The following is a 19,573-nucleotide window of genomic DNA, read 5'->3' on the forward strand; positions in this document are numbered from 1 at the left end:
AAAATCAAAACCGGGATTTAAAAAGATTCAACAGGGTTTGTGGAATGTTGAATCGGTTTTGCACCGTCAGCGGTCCCGGATGTTTTTGATGATGTCTTCCACGGTCGCTTTTGTTTTGGAATCCCGCGCGATGTTTTTTTCGACCTGCTGAATCGCGTAGACGACGGTCGAGTGGTCGCGGCCCCCGAATTCTTTTCCGATGGAGGTCATCGGCATCTGCGTGATTTCCCTGACGACGTACATCGCCATCTGCCTTGCGCCGGAAATATTCGCGCTGCGTTTGGCGGACCGGATATCGTCGACGGTTGTCCCAAAGGTGCGGGCGACTTCGTCGATAATCTTTTCTACGGTAAACGGAGTGGGCTGGTCGTTGTTGATGATGTCGCTGATCGCCGCCTGCGCGGTCTGGATGTTCATGGTTTCTCCGCTCAGCAGCGAGTAGGCCTTCATTTTCTTGACGGCGCCCTCCAGCTGGCGGATATTGTTTTTCAGACGGTTTGCGATGTATTCGACCACGTTGTCCGGCAGGTTGATTTTGAGCAGCTCCGCTTTCCTTTTTATAATAGCGATCCGCGTTTCAAAATCAGGCGGCTGAATGTCCGCGGTCAGGCCCCATTCGAACCGCGTCAGAAGACGTTCCTCCAGCGTCGCGATATCTTTCGGCGGCCGGTCGGAAGTCAGGACGATCTGTTTTTTCGCTTCGTAAAGCGTATTAAAGGTATGGAAAAATTCCTCCTGTGTGGAATCCTTGCCGGCGATGAACTGGATATCGTCGACCAGGAGCACGTCCGCTTTTCGGTACCTCTGGTGGAATTCTCCCGTGGTTCCCCGGCGGATCGCCTCGATCAGCTCGTTGGTGAATTCGTCGCCCTTGATGTACACGATTTTCATCGAAGGATCTGTGTTCCCGATCTCGTTGCGGATGGCGTAAAGCAGATGTGTTTTTCCAAGGCCGGAATTTCCGTAAATGAACAGGGGATTGTAAAGGCTGGCCGGCTTGCTTGCAACCGCCATGGAGGCCGCGTGCGCGAATTTATTTGACGACCCGACGATGTAGGTGTCGAAGGTGAATTCATAGTTGTCGCTGTTTTCCGCCGGTTCCTCTTTTTTCGCGTCTGTTTCCAGTTCTCCGGGGACGCAGACGCGGATCTGGATTTCCCGGCTGAAAATCTGCCGGAATGCCTCTTCCAGAATTGCGTTATAATAATGAAGGATCGTTTGGCGGTGCAGCTCGTTCGGCACCCGCAGAACCGCGACTCCGTCGGTGAAATCGAGTGTGACGGGTTCAATTCTGCTGATCCAGGTGGAAAATGCGATTTCCGTGATTTTACTTTTACAGTACTCGCAGACGAGGTTCCAGACCTCGGTGAACGGTTCCATCTTATTGCAGTACCCCATTTTCATTCTTTTCCCGTTGCGGCCGCAGGACTGTTGCCAACGGGTATCATTACCTATAGTAGCACAAATTTTTACTTTTTTCAAACTTTCCTTTCGTCGGTCTGAAGGCATTTTCGGTTAACGCGGAATAAATTTTTAATTTTCAGGATTTTTTTCTTTCCAACTCGAAGATATTGTGGTATATTTAACCCTATGGGACCATCTGTTTCCGGTTTCGGCGGGGATTCCGGCGCTTTTTTGCGCGTCAGCGCGGGGCGCATGGTTGACAGGCCGCCGGCAGATAAGATATAATGTTTCGCAAAGGTTCTTTTAAGAATCGAAGGGGGGTTTTCTCATGCTTAGAACGTATCAGCCGAAAAAAGCTGCACAGGCAAAAGGTGCACGGCTTCCGCAAGCGCATGTCCACATCGAACGGGCGCAAGGTTCTTTCCCGCCGCAGGGCAAAGGGAAGGACAAAGCTGAGCTACTGAAAGCTGTTAAGAATTGGACGGACAGGCCCGAAACACGGCATGAGCCGCGGTTTGCTTCCCGTCGGGACAGGGCCACTCCTCGTGGCCTTTCTTTATTAGCTGAAAAGGAATGGAATGTCTCGGGATATTATATGGAAGAATATGTGTCGATCAAACAGAACAGGGAGTTTCAAAGGATTTATTCCAAAGGGAAGTCCTTTGTCAGCCCGGCGCTTGTCACCTATGTGCTGAAAAACCGGAAAGACACGCTGCGCATGGGGATTACGACAAGTAAAAAAACCGGAAACGCGGTGCGCAGAAACCGCTCCCGCAGGGTGATCCGCGAAGCGTTCCGTTCCATGCCCCGGGAAATTTGCCCCGGGTTCGACCTGATCTTCGTCGCGAGGGCGAAGACGCCGATGATGAAAAGCACGGAGCTGAGCCGCGTGATGGCGCAGCATCTGAAAAGCGCGGGAGTCATCAAATGAAACGCATCCTGCTTTTTCTAATTCATTTTTACCAGAAAGCGATATCCCCCTACAAAAAACCATGCTGCAAATATTACCCGACCTGCTCCAATTACGCGGTAGAGGCGATCGAGCGGTTTGGCGCTTTCAAAGGTTTTTTTCTGGCGCTTTACCGGGTTCTTCGCTGCAATCCCTTTTCCCGCGGCGGGTACGACCCTGTGCCGGAACGCATGGCGTTTCGCGGCTTTACAGGAGAACTGAAAGAGAAAAAACGGTAACTTTCCCCGGAAAATCCGGGAGGGTTTCCTTCGGTAAAAGGCTTTCTCATCAGACAGCCCAGGCCCATTTTGTACGCCGGCGGTTTGGCTTCGGCGACACTTCGGCGGTTTTCTGCCGGGCAGAGGAGAATTTTCTGTATGAACGATTTCTTTAATATTTTTGGCAGCGCACTTGGCTACCTGCTCTGGTATTTTTACGAGCTGGTCAGAAACTACGGAGTGGCTATTATCCTGTTTACCGTTGTAACGAAGATTTTGCTGTTCCCTTTTTCGGTCAAACAGCAGATTTCCATGGCGGCGAACAGCAAAATCGCAAGCAAGCAGAAGGAACTGCAGAAAAAATACGCAAAAGACAGGGAACGGCTTCAGATTGAAACGCAGAAGCTGTATGAAAAGGAAGGCATCAATCCCGCGAGCGGCTGCCTGACGATGATTGTTCCGCTCGTCATCATGATGGGCCTGTACTACACGGTGCTTTACCCCCTGATCAACGCGCTTCATGTTTCCGGCACCGCCGCGACCGCCGCGACGGATATGCTCAAAGTGATCCCCGGCATCGGGCAGACCCTGGGAACGAGGTACGGTCAGATTGAAATCGTCAAGCATTTCGCGGAGTTGAAACCGTACCTGACCATGTTCAGCGCGGACGAGCTCGCGAGAATTCAGGATTTCAGCCACGGCTTCAGCTTTTTGGGGCTCAATCTGCTGGATACGCCGAGCGACCCGGCCAACATCTTCGGCACGCTGTTCCGGTCGAATCTTTGGGTCATCCCGATTTTTTGCTTTGTGTCTTCTCTTGTCACGCAGTATTTCACCATGAAGCTCCAGCCCGGCATGCAGCAGCAGCAAGGCTGCATGAAGGGTATGTTCTATATCATGCCGCTCTTTACGGCATGGATCGCCTGCACAATGCCGGCCGCAGTCGGTTTTTACTGGATTATCTCCACCATAACCGGTTTTCTGCAGACGGTCATTCTGAATATCTGGTACAGCCCGGCCGATCTTGGCGCGCGGGCGGAGGCTAGGCGCGTTGCGCTGCGCGAGCTGGAAGAAGCAAACATGAAGCCCGTCGCCATTGCGGCGGGGAGCCGGCAGAACGACGACGACCGGCAGAAAAAGACAGGAAAACCGCGGAAGTAAACGCTGAAACAGGGGTCTGATTTCTGGGAGGGATTACCGAATGAAAGAAGCGATTGGAACCGGCGAAACCGTGGAACTCGCAAGAGAAGCCGCCTGCAGGCAGCTGGGTGTGGAATCCTATGAGGCGGAGTTTGAGATCCTTGAAATGCCCATGAAAAAAACCTTCGGTCTGTTTGGCGGAAACCCGGCGAAGGTGCGGGTTTTTGTGGAGGACAACCCTGCGCAGATTGCGGCAGATTACTTGAAAAACGTACTGAAGAACATGGGATTGGAAGACGTCCGGATTGAAATCAAAAAAGAGGAAAGCGGAGCGATGCTCTGTCTGACCGGCGACGACATCGGGTATGTGATCGGCCACCGGGGCGAAACGTTAGACGCGCTTCAGTATCTGGCCGGGCTTGTCGCAAACCACGCGGGCGACAGCTATTACCGGATTAATCTTGATATTGGCAATTACCGGGACAAGCGGAAGCAGACGCTGGAAAACCTGGGCCGCAAAATGGCAGAAAAATCGCTGCGGACGGGGCGGAATAACTCGCTGGAACCGATGAATCCCTATGAGCGCAGAATCATCCACACGGCGGTGCAGACGGTGGAGGGAGCAAAATCCTGGTCGGAGGGCGAAGACGCCGCGCGCCATGTGGTGATCGGCCCGGTTGCCGGGGAGCGGCCGGTTTCGAGAAGAAACGGCTACAACAGCCGCCGGGGACCGCAGCAGCGGGGCAGGCAGCCGTATCCTCCCCGCGGAGCGTCGCCGGGAGGACATCCGCCGTACGAAAACCGTACTCCGTCGGCGCCGGCGCAGCATGGGACGGCTCCTCTGTACGGGAAGTACGAGACAAAAAAGTAAACAGCAGACACGGAGGGCGGTTCTTTGGAATTGTCCTCTTTTTTTGAGGGATTTTTATGAATCGGACAAATTACAGTGAAACAGGCACAACCATTGCCGCAATCTCCACGCCCCAGGCGCCGGGCGGCATCGGCGTCATTCGGATTTCCGGACCGGACGCGCGCAAAATCGCGGGGCGTGTTTTCTCCCCCTCCGGAAAGAAAAGCCTGGAGGAGCTTCCGGGGTACACGGCCCTGTACGGAAGAGTTTTTGACGAGTCGGGCGCGATCGACGAAGCGATTGCGCTGAATTTCCGCGCACCGAAGAGCTTTACCGGGGAGAATGTGGTGGAACTCTCCTGCCATGGGGGGCTAGTTATCCTGCGCCGCCTGCTCCGCGCGGTAATCCGGGCGGGCGCCGAGCCGGCCGGGCCGGGGGAATTCACGCGGCGTGCGTTTCTTAACGGGAAAATCGGCCTGACGGAAGCGGAGTCCGTGATGCAGCTTGTTTCCGCGCAGGGGGAGCAGGCCGCGAAGGCGGCGCTCGCCGGGCATGAAGGCGCGCTGGAACGCAGGATCGCAAGCATCCGCGGAAAGCTGCTCGGCGCGGCCGCCCACCTCTCCGCGTGGGCGGATTATCCGGAGGACGATATTCCGCAGGTGACGGGGGAAGAGCTGAAAACTTCTCTCGGCGAAGTGAAAGCGGAGCTGGACGCGCTGCTGCGGGGATTCGACGCGGGGCGCGTGCTCCGCGAGGGAGTAGACACAGTGATCGCCGGGCGGCCGAACACGGGAAAGTCGACGCTGATGAACCTGCTCGCGGGCTGCGAACGGTCGATCGTGACGAGTTATGCCGGGACGACGCGCGATATTGTGGAGGACACCGTGCTGCTCGGCGGAATCCCGCTTCGGCTGGCGGATACCGCCGGGCTGCGCGACACCGCCGACCCGGTGGAGAGCATCGGCGTCGGCCGCGCGAGGGAGCGAGTCCGCTCCGCGCGTTTGGTCCTTGCCGTGTTCGACTCGTCACAGGAACTGGACGAGTCGGACCGGGCGCTGATCCGTGAGGTTGGCGATACGCCCTGCGTTGCGGTCGTCAATAAAAGCGACTTGCCGATAAAAATTAACAAAGAGTATATTGAAAATAATATAAAACAAACTGTATATTTATCTGCCCTGACGGGTGCAGGTTTGTCAAGGCTGGAGGATGCCGTGGCGTCGGTGCTCGGAACCAAAGAGCTGGATCCGTCGGACGGAATGCTGTATACGGAGCGGCAGCGGGACGCGGCGGCGCGGTCTTTGCAAAGCGTCACGGAAGCGCTGGATGCGCTGGAAAGCGGAATGACGTTCGACGCGGTGACGGTTTCTGTGGAGGACGCGGTTTCCGCGCTGCTGGAGCTGACCGGAGAGCGAGCGACTGTCGCGGTCGTCGATTCCGTTTTTTCCCGGTTCTGCGTCGGCAAATGATGGCGGAATAGACGTGGGTCCGAACCTGTGCAACGGAAAAAGAAATCAGGCGGGGACAGAAGGGCAAATGAAAAGTTTTCAACGATTTTGAGGGAAATCGTTGAAAACTTTCTTCTCTTCAAATCTTATTTTTGTTCCCCGGATTGTACGCTGCCGCGTGGCAGCGCTGTGCTGATTTATCGCTGGGCAGAATGCCCCTTTTGGCAAGGTGCCCCTTAACCATTATTTTTTCTATTAATTTACTTTGTCCTCAGGGTCCTCAGGCCGGACGGGGACGCAAAGCGGCTATCGCTCTGCCAAAAAATGCAGTTGACGGAATACGGAAAACGTGCTATTCTCTGAATTTGAAATATCAACAAAAGGTTATAGATAAATGGGATTAATGCTGGAGGGAATACTTTGACATACGATGCGGGAACATATGACGTAGCGGTCATAGGCGCGGGGCACGCGGGAATCGAAGCGGGCCTTGCTTCGGCGCGCCTGGGGTGCAGCACGCTCGTCTTTACGATTAATCTGGACGCGGTTGGAAACTGTCCGTGCAACCCGTCGATCGGCGGCACGGCAAAGGGACATCTGGTTCGGGAAATCGACGCGCTCGGCGGGGAAATGGGGCGCACGACCGACGAATGTTTCCTGCAAAGCCGCATGCTCAACCGCGGCAAGGGGCCTGCGGTTCATTCGCTGCGCGCGCAGATCGACCGCCGCGAATACAGCGCCGTCATGAAGCATAAGCTGGAGCTTCAGCCAAACCTGTTTTTAAAACAGGCGGAAGTCACCGCGCTTTCCCGTAAGGACGACGGCGCATGGCTGGTTGAAACCAGGATGGGCGCGGTCTACACGGTAAAGGCGGTCGTCGTCGCGACCGGAACCTATCTGACCGGCAAAATCTATATCGGGGAGCAGTCCTGGGACGGCGGTCCGGACGGGATGTTCCCGGCGGCGTTTCTCGGCGCGTCCCTGCAAAAGCTGGGGGTCCGGCTTCGCCGTTTCAAAACCGGGACTCCGGCCCGCGTGCTGAAATCCAGCATCGATTACACAAATCTGGAAGTGCAGGAGGGTGACGAGCCGGTCGTGCCGTTTTCCTACGACACCGAAAAGCCGGGAAAAAACCGCGCGGTATGCTATATCTCCTGGACGAATGAAAAAACAAAGCGGATTATTCTGGACAACCTGGACCGTTCGCCGCTTTTCAGCGGAAAGATCGAGGGCGTCGGGCCGCGGTACTGCCCGAGCATCGAGTCCAAAATCGTGCGCTTTGCCGACCATGAACGCCATCAGCTGTTCATCGAACCCTGCGGGCTGGATACGGAGGAAATGTATCTGCAGGGGATGAGCTCCTCCTTGCCGGAGGAGGTTCAAATCGCGTTTTATAAAACGATTCCGGGGCTGGAGCACGTTCAGATCATGCGTACCGCCTACGCGATCGAATACGACTGCGCCGACCCGCTGCAAATGGGCGCGACGCTGGAATTCCGTGATTTTCCGGGACTGTACGGAGCGGGACAATTCAACGGCAGCTCCGGTTATGAAGAAGCCGCCGCGCAGGGATTGGTCGCCGGAATCAACGCGGCGCTGAAAATTCAGGGCAGAAAGCCGATGCTTCTGGACCGGGCAGGGTCCTATATCGGCACGCTGATCGACGATCTGATTACAAAAGGCACGTCGGAGCCTTACCGCATGATGACTTCCCGCAGCGAATACCGGCTGGTGCTCCGGCAGGACAACGCCGACGCGCGCCTGACGCCGCTGGGCCGGGAAATCGGCCTCATCGGCGACGAACGATGGGCGCGGTTTCAGACAAAGCAAAAGCAGATCGAAACGGAGCTGGAACGCGTGAAAAACACGATTCTGGCGCCGTCGGAAGCGCTCAACGACCTGCTTGTTTCACATGAAACATCGCCGGTCGCGACGGGCGTGCGGCTCTCCGACCTGATTCGCAGGCCGCAGCTGAACTATCAGGCGCTTTTGCCCGTCGACCCGAACCGGCCCGACCTGCCGGCGGCGGTTTTTGAAAATGTGGAGATTGAGCTGAAATACGAGGGATATATCCGCAGGCAAAAGTCACAGATTCATGAAATGCGCCGCCTGGAAGGCCGCGTCTTGCCGGACGGGACGGATTACGGCAAAATCACGGGGCTGAGGGCGGAAGCGCAGGAAAAGCTGCAGGCTGTTCAACCCGGAAGCGTGGGGCAGGCCTCGAGAATTTCCGGTGTGAGTCCGGCGGACATCAGCGTTTTGATGATCTGGCTGGCGCGTCATGGGGAGGGAACGCCATGAAAAGTATCCGGGAACAGCTGATTTCGGCTGCGGCGGACTATCAGATCACGGTTTCGCCGCTTCAGGCCGAACAGTTCCAGACCTATCTGGAATTGCTGACCGAATGGAATCAGAAGATCAACCTGACGGCGCTGAAAGAGCCGGAAGAAATTGCGGAAAAGCATTTTCTTGACAGCATTCTGATTCTGAAAAAATTGGAAATCCCGCGGGGGGCTCGTTTGATCGACATCGGCACGGGGGCGGGATTTCCGGGGGTGCCGCTCCTTTTGATGAGGCCGGATCTGAAGCTGACCCTGATGGACGGGCTGAACAAGCGGCTGGTTTTTTTGGAGGAACTGCTGCGCGTGCTTTCGCTGAACGCGGAGCTTGTCCACGCGCGCGCGGAGGAAGGGGCGCGAAAGCCGGAATTCCGCACGAAATTTGATTTTGCGGCGGCCCGCGCGGTCGCGCGTCTGCCGGTTCTGTGTGAATACTGCCTTCCTTTTTTGAAAGACGGCGGGATTTTCGCGGCGATGAAGGGCCCCGAGGTGGGGCGGGAGCTGGAAAGCGCGAAACGGGCGATCAAACTGCTTGGCTGCGAAACAATCTCCTCGCGCGAATACGCGCTGCCCGGCGGGGACGGCCGCAGTCTGGTGCTGATCCGCAGAAACGCGCCGCTGCCAAGGGAGTACCCGCGCCACGGAGCAAAGATTGCAAAATCGCCCCTGTAAAATTTTCCACACAACTCGAACAAACAGTTGAAAAGAATCCGGAACATATTCAGAAAAGAGAAAGGCTGCGGGAAGCTTTTCTCTTTTTTTAGTCTCCGCGGGGACTCGTTTAACAGCGCAAAATAAATACTGATTTTGGGTTTTCAACAGGCAAAGGAATGATTGGTGGAAAACTTAACGGGAGATAGATAGGCGTGTTTTTTGCGATTCCAATGCGGTTTTTTATTAATCAAGACAGACAGGCGCGAAGCAGGCGCCGAAAGTTTTCAACAAAATTGATTCCTGCTGTTGAAAAAAGAAAGATGGAAGCAGGGCCATTATGTGGGGAATTTTTTTGAAAATATTAATAGTACTGGAAACCTGGGGCAATCTAAAAGGGAAATTATTTTTTGCATTAGACAGAAGATGACAAAATACGGTTTTACGGTGTGCTATGCTTGTACCCGAGGACAAGCAAAGGAGGCGGCCGCAGTGCTTTTCAGGGACAAGAGTAAAGTGGTTGAAATCGACCTTGACCGGATACGGCCAAACCCGTCGCAGCCGCGCAGGACCTTCCATGAAGAAGAACTGCTCGGCTTGTCCCAAAGCATCCGGGAGAACGGACTGCTCCAGCCGCTTCTGGTCAGAAAAACCGGCGACGGTTTTGAGCTGATCGCGGGGGAGCGGCGGCTTCGGGCGTGCCGGATCGCGGGCCTGAAAACGGCGGCCTGCCTGATCAGCGACTGCTCGCCGGATCAGAGCGCGGTCATGGCGATGACGGAAAACATCCAGCGCAGCAATCTTGAGCTGTTCGAGGAAGCCGAGGGAATCCGCAGGCTGATCGAACGCTGGCATGTCACGCAGGAGGAGGCGGCGTCCCGGCTGGGAAAAAGCCAGTCGGCGGTCGCAAACAAACTGCGGCTGCTCCGCTTTTCAGAATCGGAGCGCGAAAGAATCGTGTCATCCGGACTGAGCGAACGCCACGCACGGGCGCTGCTCCGGTTGGAGGACCAGAGGCTGCGCGAAAAAGCGCTCAGCTTCGTGATTGAAAAAAAATTGAATGTCCGCCAGACCGAGGAGTATGTGGAAAAGCTGCTCTCCGGCGATAAAAATACAAACCAGAAGAAAACGCCCGTCATCAAGGACGTGCGGATTTTCCTCAATACGATTTCCCATGCGATTGCGACGATGAAACAGAGCGGAATCAGCGCGCAGACCCTCCAAAGCGAAACGGAGGAGTATATCGAATGCGTCGTCAGGATTCCGAAAACCCAGGCCTACGCGGGGGGCAGCCAAAAACCCGCCTGAATTTGATTATAAGTTTTTTACTCCTATTTCCCTATATCATTTCCCGCAGTACGGGCCGGACGAAAGTCCGGCCCGTACTGTTGTTGCAATTTGAAAACCCCCGGCTGTGCCGGGGGCTGACTATTCTACCGTAAGAATTTCAAAGTCAAAAAAGCGTTCCTGAAATTCGGTCTAGGCCTGAATCTGCTCGGCGCTGTACTGATTCGGCCGTTTGGCGACGACCAGCTTGTCTTCGCGGTCGTTTAGCCGGTGGATTACGGCGATAACAACTCCCGTGTACTCTAAAGCGGCTTGAACTCGCCTACGAGATAAGCGTCGATTTCTTCGCCATCTTCCGCAATGGTGCCGGGCAGGTAGCCGTAATTGAGCGGGTAGATCAGATTGGGGTGTTCCGGGTGCCGGGAGCCGAGAGGAGTTCACGGAAAAAGAAACGCCGAAACCGATGTTTCACATGAAACATCGCCTGAAAAGCGAATCCCGGCGCGGCTTTTGGAAGAAAGATCCTGTCGAAAAGCCGAAGAATTCCGGAAAATTTTCTTTATCTTCCCAAAGAGTCGTGCTATAATAATAGAAAACTTTCCCGCATCCGGCGGGAATGGCCCTGCGGCTGTGGACAGGCCGCAGGAAGGGGGAAATGCTTTGGGCAAAATCATTGCGATCGCCAACCAGAAGGGCGGGGTCGGCAAAACGACTACGGCGGTGAATCTGTCTGCCGCGCTCGGGCTGCGGGGGAAGAAAACGCTGCTGGTCGACGCGGACCCGCAGGGGAATTCCTCCAGCGGGGTTGGCATCGACCGCAGAAACCGGAAAGAAACGGTTTACGAAGTGCTGATCGGCGACAAAACTGCACAGGACATCATCCTGAAAACGGAATTCGAAAATCTCGACCTTCTGCCTTCCAGCATGAACCTTGCGGGGGCGGAAATCGAACTGGTCGACCTGGAACACCGGGAATCCCGCCTGAAAAGCGCGCTTGCCCCCGTCAGGGAGGCGTACGATTATATTTTGATCGACTGCCCGCCGTCCCTTGGAATGATCACGACGAACGCCCTGACCGCAGCGGACACGCTGCTGGTTCCGATCCAGTGCGAATATTACGCGCTGGAAGGGCTGACGCAGCTGATGAACACGGTTCGGCGCATTAAACGCCAGTATAACGGACATCTTGAAATCGAGGGCGTCCTTCTTACCATGTATGACGGAAGACTCAACCTCACCCAGCAGGTGGTGGAGGAGGTAAAAAAGTATTTTCCGCGGCGTGTGTTCGGCACGGTGATCCCGCGCGGGGTGCGCCTCTCGGAGGCGCCGAGCTACGGCAGGCCGATTCAGTATTTCGACCGTTCTTCCAAGGGCGCGCTGTGTTACAACGCCCTGGCGGAGGAATTAGAAGCCGGCGCGCGCTGAAAACCGAGAAAACCGGTTGTAACGAATGGGAAAAGTCCGTTGAAACAGGAAGGCAGGCGGTACGATGGCAGGAAAAAAAGGCGGTCTGGGGAAGGGTCTTGACGCGATTTTCTTGGAAAACGATCTTGAGGGCGGCCAGACATCCGTAAACTTAAGTCTGGATGAAATCGAACCGAACCGCGGGCAGCCGCGGCGGGAGTTCAATGAGGAGGCGCTGCAGGAGCTGGCCGAGTCCATCCGGCAGCACGGGGTTCTGCAGCCGCTGCTGGTGCGGCCGATTTTCAGCGGCGGATACCAGATCGTCGCGGGGGAGCGCCGGTGGCGGGCCGCCCGCATGGCGGAGCTGAAGGAAGTTCCCGCCGTCGTGCGCGAGATGAGCGACAGCGAGGTCATGCAGCTTGCCCTGATTGAAAATCTTCAGCGGGAGGATCTGAATCCGCTCGAAGAGGCGCAGGGATACCAGTCGTTGATCGAAACCTACGGCATGACGCAGGAGGAAGTGGCGAATACGGTCGGAAAATCCAGGCCGGCCGTGGCGAACGCCCTGCGGCTGCTGAATCTGCCGGAGGAAGTGCGGGGGATGGTGGAAAAGGGAGTCCTTTCCGCGGGACATGCCCGCACCCTGCTGAGCTTTCCCAGCCGCGCGCTGATGATGGAAGCCGCGAAAGCCGCGGCGGAGGGCGCCTCCGTGCGGGAAATCGAAAAGATGGCCCAGAGGGCCAACAGTACGCCGAAAGCGAAAAAATCCTCGTCGAAAATCAAGTTTTATGAGGAAACGGAGCTTGCCCTGCGCGAAAGTCTTGGCAGAAAGGTAAATGTTACCGGAAGCAGCAAGCGCGGCATGCTGCAGATTGAATTTTACGGGCAGGACGATCTGACCGAATTAATCCGGCGGATTCATGACAATACTTAAGATAGAATAAAAAACCAAAGGAGCAAGTCAACATGATTGACATCAAACTGATTCGCAGCAATCCCGATCTGATTAAGGCGGGGGCGAAAAAGAAAGAATTCGACGCGGATAAAATCATAGACGATATCCTGGAATATGACGTCCGCCGCCGTGAAATCACAGGCAGCGTTGAGGCAATGCGCGCCGAGCAGAACGCGGCTTCCAAGCAGATTCCGCAGATCAAAAAGCAGGGCGGGGACGCTTCTGAGCTGATGGCGAAGATGAAAGCCCTCGCGGGGAAGATCAAAGAGGGCGAAGCGGAGCTAGGCGAAGCGGAAGCAAAGCAGAACGAGCTGCTGCTCAGCCTGCCGAACATGCCGGACGAGGATGTGGTTGCCGGCGGCAAGGAAAACAATCAGCCGCTCCGCTATTTTAAAGAGAAGCCGGAGTTTGATTTTGAGCCGAAAAACCATGTGGATCTCTGCGAGAGCCTGCATTTGATTGACTACCAGCGCGGGGCAAAGCTGTCCGGCGCCGGTTCCTGGGTCTATACCGGCGTGGGCGCGCGGCTGGAATGGGCGCTGCTCAACTTTTTTATCGACGAGCATGTCCGCGACGGGTATCAGTTCATGCTGCTTCCGCACATGCTGAAATACGAATGCGGCTATGTGGCGGGGCAGTTCCCGAAATTCGTGGACGAGGACTACTGGATTCAGAATCCGACGACAAACGACCGCAAATTCCTGCTTCCCACCGCGGAAACAGCCCTTGTAAACCTGCACCGGGACGAGGTTTTGGAAGCGGACGAGCTGCCGAAGAAATATATCGGCTATACGCCCTGCTACCGCAGGGAAGCGGGCAGCTACCGCTCGGAGGAACGCGGCATGATCCGCGGCCACCAGTTCAACAAGGTCGAAATGGTTCAGTACACGAAGCCCGAGGACTCCGACGCCGCGTTTGAAGAATTGGTCCATAAAGCGGAAAACCTGGTGCAGGAGCTGGGTCTTCACTACCGCCTGAGCAAGCTGGCGGCGGGCGACTGCTCATTTTCGATGGCGCGCACCTATGACATCGAGGTATGGATTCCGTCAATGGGGATTTACAAGGAAGTCAGCTCCGCTTCCAACGCGCGGGAATATCAGGCGCGGCGCGGCAACGTGAAGTACCGCGGAGAGGACAAAAAGCTGCATTTTGTCCACACGCTGAATGCTTCCGGTCTTGCCACCAGCCGGTTGTTCCCGGCGATTGTGGAACAGTACCAGAACGCGGACGGCAGCGTTACGGTACCGGAAGTGCTGAGAAAATATCTGGGAATGGACTTCATTCGCCCATGAAAGAGGACCTGACCGCCGAATATGTGCGCCGCTTCACGGTGCCGGTCTACGACGTCGGGCCGGATAACCGGATGAAGCTCGGCGCGGTTCTGCGGCATGTTCATGAAACCAGCGAACAGCACGTGGACCTGCTGCATATCGGTTATGAAGAGCTGCGGGAGCAGGCCGGCATCGTTTTCTTTCTGGTCTGCAACCGCCTGAAAATCCGCCGCCTGCCGTGCCACCGGGAGAAAATCGAAGTGCGTACCCACCCGCGCGGGCGCGGCGGCGTGCGGTTTTACCGCGATTTTAAGTTTTACGACGAGAGCGGGACGCTGTTAATCGACGCGATGCAGGTTACGGTGCTCGCGGACGCGGAGACGCATCGGGTCCGCAAGCCTCAGGCGTTTGTCGACCTCGGCGTGTTCCGCGACGAGCCGGTCGACCCGGAGGAGAAGATGGTGCGCGTCGCGGTGCCGGAGGGGCTTCAACCGGTCGGCGAGCGCCCCGTGTACCGTTCGGACCTGGATTCCAACGGGCATATGAACAACGCCGTTTACGCGGATATCGTCGCGGATTTTCTGCCGGAGCAGAACGGGGAAGCGGTGCGCGGGCTGCAGATCGATTATCTGCGCGAAACCCCGCCGGGGGAAAACCTGAGGCTTACCGCGCGGCACGGGGAAGGCGAAACACTGATGCGCGGCGAAAATTCGGGCGGAGTCAGCTTTGAGGCGCGAGTCCTGTTCTGACTCCTCGCCTGGTCGGCGCGAAAAAACTTTTTTGTTTATTTTCAGTTACATATTGACAAATCATGTGGACATGTATTATAATGAATAACGCTCCGCTATGAAGAACGGAGTTTCGTGGCGGCATAGCTCAGTTGGCTAGAGCATTCGGTTCATACCCGAAGCGTCGTTGGTTCGAATCCAATTGCCGCTACCATTTATATGGCCCGTTGGTCAAGTGGTTAAGACACCGCCCTTTCACGGCGGTAACACGCGTTCAAATCGCGTACGGGTCACCAAAAGTGTGGACGCATAGCTCAGCTGGTTAGAGCGCTCGCCTCACACGCGAGAGGTCGCAGGTTCGAGTCCCGCTGTGTCCACCAAAAAGACATATCTTCCGCCAAGTGGGAGGTATGTCTTTTTTTTATTTGGAAAGTGTGGTAAAATGAATTTGAATTCCGTTGTTATAGAAAGCTAAACAGATTTGCTGTATGCTAATATCTGCATAAAAGAATTAGTTGTTGTGAAATGCAGTTAGCAATAAGACTCTTTTGAAATAGTAAATTTTTTTGCAACATTTTTCCTATAAAATAAAAGGATTTGAACCTTCTTGGTTTGAGTCCTTTTATTATTTTGTTTTCATGGTATACTCAGTTCGGATTATTAAAAATGCGGAGGATTCAATGATAGAAAGCGATATAGCGCCTTGGGAGTTATTGCAGAAAAAGATGACATGGGAGCAACTAAACTTTATCAAAAATAAAAAAGTATTGGATTTTGGAAGTGGGAATGGATTAACTGCCAGCCATTTTGCCGCAGATAACGAGGTAATCGCTATTGAGCCAGACGAGAAGATGTTACAGAATCGGTTTACGGAAAATAAATATACACAAGTAATAGGCGGTCTGAATGAGCTTAAAAATTACAGGGATGAATCGTTTGATGTGATTTTATGTCATAATGTTCTGGAATATGTAAAAAAGAGGGAGGAAATCATAAATGAATTTTCGCGGATACTAAAAAATAATGGTTTTGTTTCAATTTTAAAACATAACAGGGCCGGCAGAGTTATGCAGATGGTAGTATTGCTGAACAACTTTGAGCATGCAAGCGAATTACTGGCAGGTAAAAATGGAACTGCTCAACATTTTGGAACTATCGACTATTATGATGATGCGGATATATTAAAATGGTTCGGACGCTCTTTTGAAATTGTTAATGTTCTAGGTATGAGAACATTTTGGTGTTTGCAACAGAATCAGGATATTCAAAAGGAACAATCATGGCAGGAAAAAATGCTTGATATTGAGAGAAAAGTCAGCACTCTAGAAGATTATAAATCCGTCGCATTTTTTCATCATGTCATTTTACGTAAAATATAGGTTTTGCGCATAATTCAAAGCCTGCATCTAAATTGAGCAAATGACACAAAAGCAGAAGCACCCTTAGGGGTTCTTCTGCTTTTGGTTTATACGGTGGATTTAGTCGATCCCCGGCGCAATCCGGAGGACCGGGTTCAACGCTCGTTTTCTCTATTCCCCGTGCAGAGGTTTACGGAACGGGGGCATTTCCCTTACACTCCCATGATATCTGATGACCGAGCGAACGACCGCATAGATGCTGATTTTTACTGTATTCGTGGTAAAATAGGTGCGGGGAAAAGAATGAAAAGCAGGGTGAATTTGCACTTTGGGACGATGCAGATGCGAGTGGCAGATAAGGTTCAAAGACTTCGGCCAGCCGACCGGGGTGCCGATGTCCAGATAATCGTTGGGTAAAACGAGCGGAAAGCATTCCGTGGAATGGGATTGAACAGATTTTGTTTTTTCATGCAATACAGGGCAGAAGCGCGGAGCGGTTCCGTGACCGCTCCGCGCATGATAGGGTTACGCCAGCTGCCCCGGCAGCTTCAGCTTTTTTTTGGGCGGAAACTGCGCGTCGAAGGTTTCAGCTTCTTTTTCATCCACGAAGTAGCCCTCCGGATCCTTGTAGGTGCCGGAAACGCCTCCCAGAAAGCCGGGATTTAACTCGCAGATCAGAAAATAGGGAACCACGGCGTCGCGTGGCTCGGCAAAGTAGTGGATGCCCTTCGTGCTTGCCGTCACGAAACCGGACCGGCCGTAAAAGTCGATGTTTCCGGTGATGGCCAGCGCGCCCGCGCCCAGCTTTTTGGCCTCGTTCATGGAGTGGCGCAACAATATCGTGCCGTAGCCCTGTCGCTTCAATTCCGGCGCAATGCTGATGGGGCCGAAGGTCATGATGGGAATGCTTCTGCCGTCGTCGGCGTGAATCTCAGAGCGGGCATACATCACATGACCGATCAGTCTGCCGCGGAGCTCCATCACGAAATCCAGCTCCGGAACAAAATCCGGCCTGCCGCGAAAGGTGTGCAGAACATAATGCTCCAGACACCCGGGACGGTAGACATTCCAAAACGCCTCGCGCGTCAGATTTTCTGTTTCGCGGTAATCGCTTGTTGTTTCCAAACGGATGGTATATTCGTTTTGCATGGTTTTTCCTCCTAAAATTGATGGTTTTCAATTCAGGGAGGTTCGAGATGTGTTCAGCAAACCTCCCGGTTAGCCGACAATCTCCAAGGCGTTGTTTTTCAAACAGCAGTCTCCTAAATGTTCTATTTGATCGGGCTTTGAGCCGCGATCATGGCTCCATTATAGTGCTTTGCACTTGAGAACGCAAGAGGCGGTTTGGCAGTGTATCCAAAAAGTCAAGGCGCCGGGCCCGGTAGAGCCCATTATCCCAGCCTCCTTTTGTAACACGGACAAGATTGCTGAAAAAGGAAAACATCTGCTGCAAAGAGACTTTATTCCGGGACTAAAACATGGTATGATGATAAAAAAGTGCGAGGGGATATCGCCATCAAACATCTAGCCAACGCCGTCACTACCACGCGGTTTCTGTTTGCAGGCGGAATGGTACTGGCCGCTCCATTTTCCGCCGCTTTTTGGACTTGCTATCTGTGCGGTGGAATCAGCGATCTTCTGGATGGGGCGCTGGCCCGCAGGCTGAACACGCAAAGCGTCGCCGGAGCGATGCTGGACAGCGCGGCAGATCTGGTTTTCACCGCGGCAATCGCGGTTTTCACGGTGCGGTATCTCCCATTTCCCATATGGCTGTGGATCGGCGCCGCCTTCATCGCGGCCTTGCGTCTTACGTGCTATGCCATCGGATTTGTGAGATACAAAACTTTTTCCGCCCTGCATACTTACGCGAACAAGGCTACGGGCGCGCTGATTTTCACATTCCCGGTTATGGATGCGGCGCTGGGGCTGACTGCCGCGGGCGTCATCCTGTGTGCCGCGGCGCTGTTATCGTCTCTGGAGGAACTCGCGATTACCATCAGCGCCCCCACACTGAACCGCGACCGCCGGAGCATCTTCTGAAAACAAAATCATCTTTCGGGAATCCGCAAACAGGGACGGTCATGAAGAACTGCTTGCGTGCAGCCGCTGATTTTGAAGGGCCCCTTTGAAAAAAGCAGCGGAACAGCAAAAGAAGTCAACCGATCGTGCGGGAAATTCGGAAGGAGGGGTGCAATATGCTGCAACATTTTTCGTTGGAAACAAGGCGGTTTTTTCTCTGCAATCTGCTTCTGGTGGTCTGCTGCTCGTTTTATCTTCTGTGGTGGCTGCTGGCGTTTCGACCCGTGAACCCAATCAAGGGCATGAAAACCGGCTGGCTGCTGATCCCCGCGTTTGCCGCCGGGATCACGGCAGTGGTCTTTGCCGCCAGAGGTCTGGGCATGGCGGCGGACAAACCGGGTCTGATTCCATCCGGCTGGGTACTAAGGGGAGGTATCGCCGCATATGTGCTGTTGCTGATCGTCACAAGGTTTTCGCTGCACCGACCGGTAACGACAGAGCTTTTTCTGATCGTCGGCTGGGCCATGCTGGCGCTGAACGAGACAAGCGTCCTGTTCGGCTGCGGCGCGTTTGGCCGCGGAACCGCAATGGCTTTTTCGGCGTTGATTGCCGTCGGCGCGGCGGCCAGTCTGGTCTGCTATGTTTTGTACTACCAGCTCCCTGCTAAAGCGGGCTTTATCGACGGCATTGTACCGCTTGCGACGACGGCGCTCATCATGGGCGGCATGGATCTCGCTTTGCTGCCGGCGCTCGGATAAGCCCCGGGCATTACTGTATTGAAAACACGGGGAGAGAAACTTTGATATCGGGGCCGCAGGTGTGCGCGCCGCGTTGTTTCCGTATTTTTATTCCGGCAAGGAGGTTCCTACGGAATTACATTCTACTGACCCCGGAAAATCTGGAGCGGGAGCATATCTGCTGCGCTATCTTCCAGTACAAGGACCTGCAGGTTGCCGCCAAAAAGGCAGGCTCAAAACGCGCCCGTCGCCTGGACAAACTGCGCGCTTTTTATAACGGAAATTACGTCGCCAACGAAATATTGTCCGAAATGAATTTTTTGCGCCGGCGGCGGAAAATAAAGCAGAAAGAAAGGTACGCTTTGATATGGCAAATGAATGGGAGCGCTTTAACCAGACGTTTTTTAAGACGCTGGAATGCGGCATCGAAAAGCTGCCGCAGAGCGAACAAGAGAAGCTGTACCGCCCCTGTGCGGTAAGCTGTGTTCAGAACTATGTTTTAAATGAACAGCAGCGGCAGTTTAACGAGTGCGGCGGCGATCTTGATTTGCAGTACGAAAAATACGGGCGGTCGGAGTTCTTCTTCGCGCACATCATCGAGCGCGGCCGTGTCTACGAGATCGGCTATCCGCGCTGCCTCTGCCCGGCGGTGGAAGCGGGTCTCGCATCTGCGCCGGTACACTGCGAGTGCTCCCGGCAGAGCATTCTTTATGTGCTCAACACACTGCTGCCGGAAAAGAAAATCCGGGTGGAGCTGATGCACACGGTCCTCTCCGGCGCGCAGGAATGCCGATTCCGTGTGACCGTGGAATAAAACC

Annotated in this window: 19 protein-coding genes, 3 tRNA genes and 1 pseudogene; 20 read left to right on the forward strand and 3 right to left on the reverse strand. The window is 54.5% G+C overall.

What is annotated here, in order from left to right:
* Positions 1-66: 66 nt before the first annotated feature.
* Positions 67-1,380 carry a chromosomal replication initiator protein DnaA gene (gene dnaA, locus HCR03_RS12110; protein WP_187038110.1) on the reverse strand — a complete coding sequence of 438 codons (1,314 nt, stop codon included), beginning with the start codon at positions 1,378-1,380 and terminating at the stop codon, positions 67-69.
* Positions 1,381-1,732: 352 nt separating this feature from the next.
* On the opposite strand from dnaA, the pseudogene rpmH reads away from it, so the two are divergent.
* From rpmH to HCR03_RS12155, 9 genes and pseudogenes are all read left to right on the forward strand, one after another.
* Positions 1,733-1,868, forward strand: a pseudogene (gene rpmH, locus HCR03_RS12115) (50S ribosomal protein L34).
* Positions 1,869-1,999: 131 nt separating this feature from the next.
* The gene (gene rnpA, locus HCR03_RS12120; RefSeq protein ID WP_066645457.1) at positions 2,000-2,335 is read left to right on the forward strand and encodes a ribonuclease P protein component; all 336 of its coding nucleotides are present in this window, start codon (positions 2,000-2,002) and stop codon (positions 2,333-2,335) included.
* Entirely contained in the window at positions 2,332-2,592 is a 261-nt protein-coding gene (yidD, locus tag HCR03_RS12125; RefSeq protein WP_066645453.1) for a membrane protein insertion efficiency factor YidD, read from the forward strand. Before rnpA ends, yidD begins: the two co-directional genes overlap by 4 nt.
* Before the next feature lie 138 nt (positions 2,593-2,730).
* Entirely contained in the window at positions 2,731-3,732 is a 1,002-nt protein-coding gene (locus HCR03_RS12130) for a YidC/Oxa1 family membrane protein insertase (RefSeq protein WP_066645451.1), read from the forward strand.
* A gap of 40 nt (positions 3,733-3,772) precedes the next feature.
* Entirely contained in the window at positions 3,773-4,582 is an 810-nt protein-coding gene (gene jag, locus HCR03_RS12135) for an RNA-binding cell elongation regulator Jag/EloR (RefSeq protein ID WP_066645449.1), read from the forward strand.
* A gap of 56 nt (positions 4,583-4,638) precedes the next feature.
* Positions 4,639-6,027, forward strand: coding sequence for a tRNA uridine-5-carboxymethylaminomethyl(34) synthesis GTPase MnmE (gene mnmE, locus HCR03_RS12140; RefSeq protein WP_187034412.1), 1,389 nt, complete (start codon positions 4,639-4,641; stop codon positions 6,025-6,027).
* Positions 6,028-6,426: 399 nt separating this feature from the next.
* Positions 6,427-8,307 carry a tRNA uridine-5-carboxymethylaminomethyl(34) synthesis enzyme MnmG gene (mnmG, locus tag HCR03_RS12145; RefSeq protein ID WP_187034413.1) on the forward strand — a complete coding sequence of 627 codons (1,881 nt, stop codon included), beginning with the start codon at positions 6,427-6,429 and terminating at the stop codon, positions 8,305-8,307.
* Positions 8,304-9,017: a 16S rRNA (guanine(527)-N(7))-methyltransferase RsmG gene (gene rsmG, locus HCR03_RS12150; protein WP_187034415.1), complete on the forward strand. Its 714-nt coding sequence runs from the start codon at positions 8,304-8,306 to the stop codon at positions 9,015-9,017. The genes mnmG and rsmG overlap by 4 nt, the downstream gene beginning before the upstream one ends.
* Before the next feature lie 471 nt (positions 9,018-9,488).
* Positions 9,489-10,304 carry a ParB/RepB/Spo0J family partition protein gene (locus HCR03_RS12155; RefSeq protein WP_066645440.1) on the forward strand — a complete coding sequence of 272 codons (816 nt, stop codon included), beginning with the start codon at positions 9,489-9,491 and terminating at the stop codon, positions 10,302-10,304.
* A 281-nt stretch (positions 10,305-10,585) separates the two neighbouring features.
* On the opposite strand, the gene HCR03_RS20605 is transcribed toward HCR03_RS12155, so the two are convergent.
* A complete protein-coding gene (locus HCR03_RS20605; RefSeq protein WP_407926870.1) occupies positions 10,586-10,684 on the reverse strand; it encodes an inorganic diphosphatase in 99 nt (32 codons plus the stop codon).
* A 259-nt stretch (positions 10,685-10,943) separates the two neighbouring features.
* On the opposite strand from HCR03_RS20605, the gene HCR03_RS12160 reads away from it, so the two are divergent.
* The 8 genes from HCR03_RS12160 (at position 10,944) to HCR03_RS12195 (ending at position 16,020) form a co-directional block, all read left to right on the forward strand.
* The gene (locus HCR03_RS12160; protein WP_066645848.1) at positions 10,944-11,708 is read left to right on the forward strand and encodes a ParA family protein; all 765 of its coding nucleotides are present in this window, start codon (positions 10,944-10,946) and stop codon (positions 11,706-11,708) included.
* Between the two features lie 64 nt (positions 11,709-11,772).
* Positions 11,773-12,621, forward strand: coding sequence for a ParB/RepB/Spo0J family partition protein (locus tag HCR03_RS12165; protein WP_187034417.1), 849 nt, complete (start codon positions 11,773-11,775; stop codon positions 12,619-12,621).
* Positions 12,622-12,653: 32 nt separating this feature from the next.
* A complete protein-coding gene (gene serS / locus HCR03_RS12170; protein ID WP_187034419.1) occupies positions 12,654-13,934 on the forward strand; it encodes a serine--tRNA ligase in 1,281 nt (426 codons plus the stop codon).
* Positions 13,931-14,662, forward strand: a complete 732-nt coding sequence (locus tag HCR03_RS12175; RefSeq protein ID WP_156990296.1) for an acyl-[acyl-carrier-protein] thioesterase — start codon at positions 13,931-13,933, stop codon at positions 14,660-14,662. The genes serS and HCR03_RS12175 overlap by 4 nt, the downstream gene beginning before the upstream one ends.
* Positions 14,663-14,778: 116 nt before the next feature.
* A tRNA-Met gene (locus HCR03_RS12180) sits at positions 14,779-14,855 on the forward strand.
* Between the two features lie 7 nt (positions 14,856-14,862).
* A tRNA-Glu gene (locus HCR03_RS12185) sits at positions 14,863-14,937 on the forward strand.
* A gap of 7 nt (positions 14,938-14,944) precedes the next feature.
* Positions 14,945-15,021 (forward strand) — tRNA-Val (locus HCR03_RS12190).
* 300 nt (positions 15,022-15,321) lie between these two features.
* Positions 15,322-16,020, forward strand: coding sequence for a class I SAM-dependent methyltransferase (locus HCR03_RS12195; protein ID WP_187034421.1), 699 nt, complete (start codon positions 15,322-15,324; stop codon positions 16,018-16,020).
* 504 nt (positions 16,021-16,524) lie between these two features.
* Here the strand turns inward: HCR03_RS12195 and HCR03_RS12200 are convergent.
* Positions 16,525-17,148 (reverse strand): GNAT family N-acetyltransferase, encoded by a 624-nt coding sequence (locus HCR03_RS12200; protein WP_066645429.1) that lies wholly within the window; start codon positions 17,146-17,148, stop codon positions 16,525-16,527.
* A gap of 348 nt (positions 17,149-17,496) precedes the next feature.
* Here HCR03_RS12200 and HCR03_RS12205 point away from each other — a divergent pair, with 348 nt between their 5' ends.
* The 3 genes from HCR03_RS12205 to HCR03_RS12215 all read left to right on the forward strand — a co-directional run bounded on the left by HCR03_RS12205 (position 17,497) and on the right by HCR03_RS12215 (position 19,569).
* The gene (locus HCR03_RS12205; protein ID WP_187034423.1) at positions 17,497-18,039 is read left to right on the forward strand and encodes a CDP-alcohol phosphatidyltransferase family protein; all 543 of its coding nucleotides are present in this window, start codon (positions 17,497-17,499) and stop codon (positions 18,037-18,039) included.
* Between the two features lie 155 nt (positions 18,040-18,194).
* Positions 18,195-18,776, forward strand: coding sequence for a hypothetical protein (locus tag HCR03_RS12210; protein WP_187034425.1), 582 nt, complete (start codon positions 18,195-18,197; stop codon positions 18,774-18,776).
* A 346-nt stretch (positions 18,777-19,122) separates the two neighbouring features.
* A complete protein-coding gene (locus HCR03_RS12215; protein WP_083210074.1) occupies positions 19,123-19,569 on the forward strand; it encodes a hypothetical protein in 447 nt (148 codons plus the stop codon).
* The last annotated feature ends 4 nt before the right edge of the window (positions 19,570-19,573 follow it).

Source organism: Caproicibacter fermentans (assembly GCF_014303955.1).
GTDB classification, from domain to species: domain Bacteria; phylum Bacillota; class Clostridia; order Oscillospirales; family Acutalibacteraceae; genus Caproicibacter; species Caproicibacter fermentans.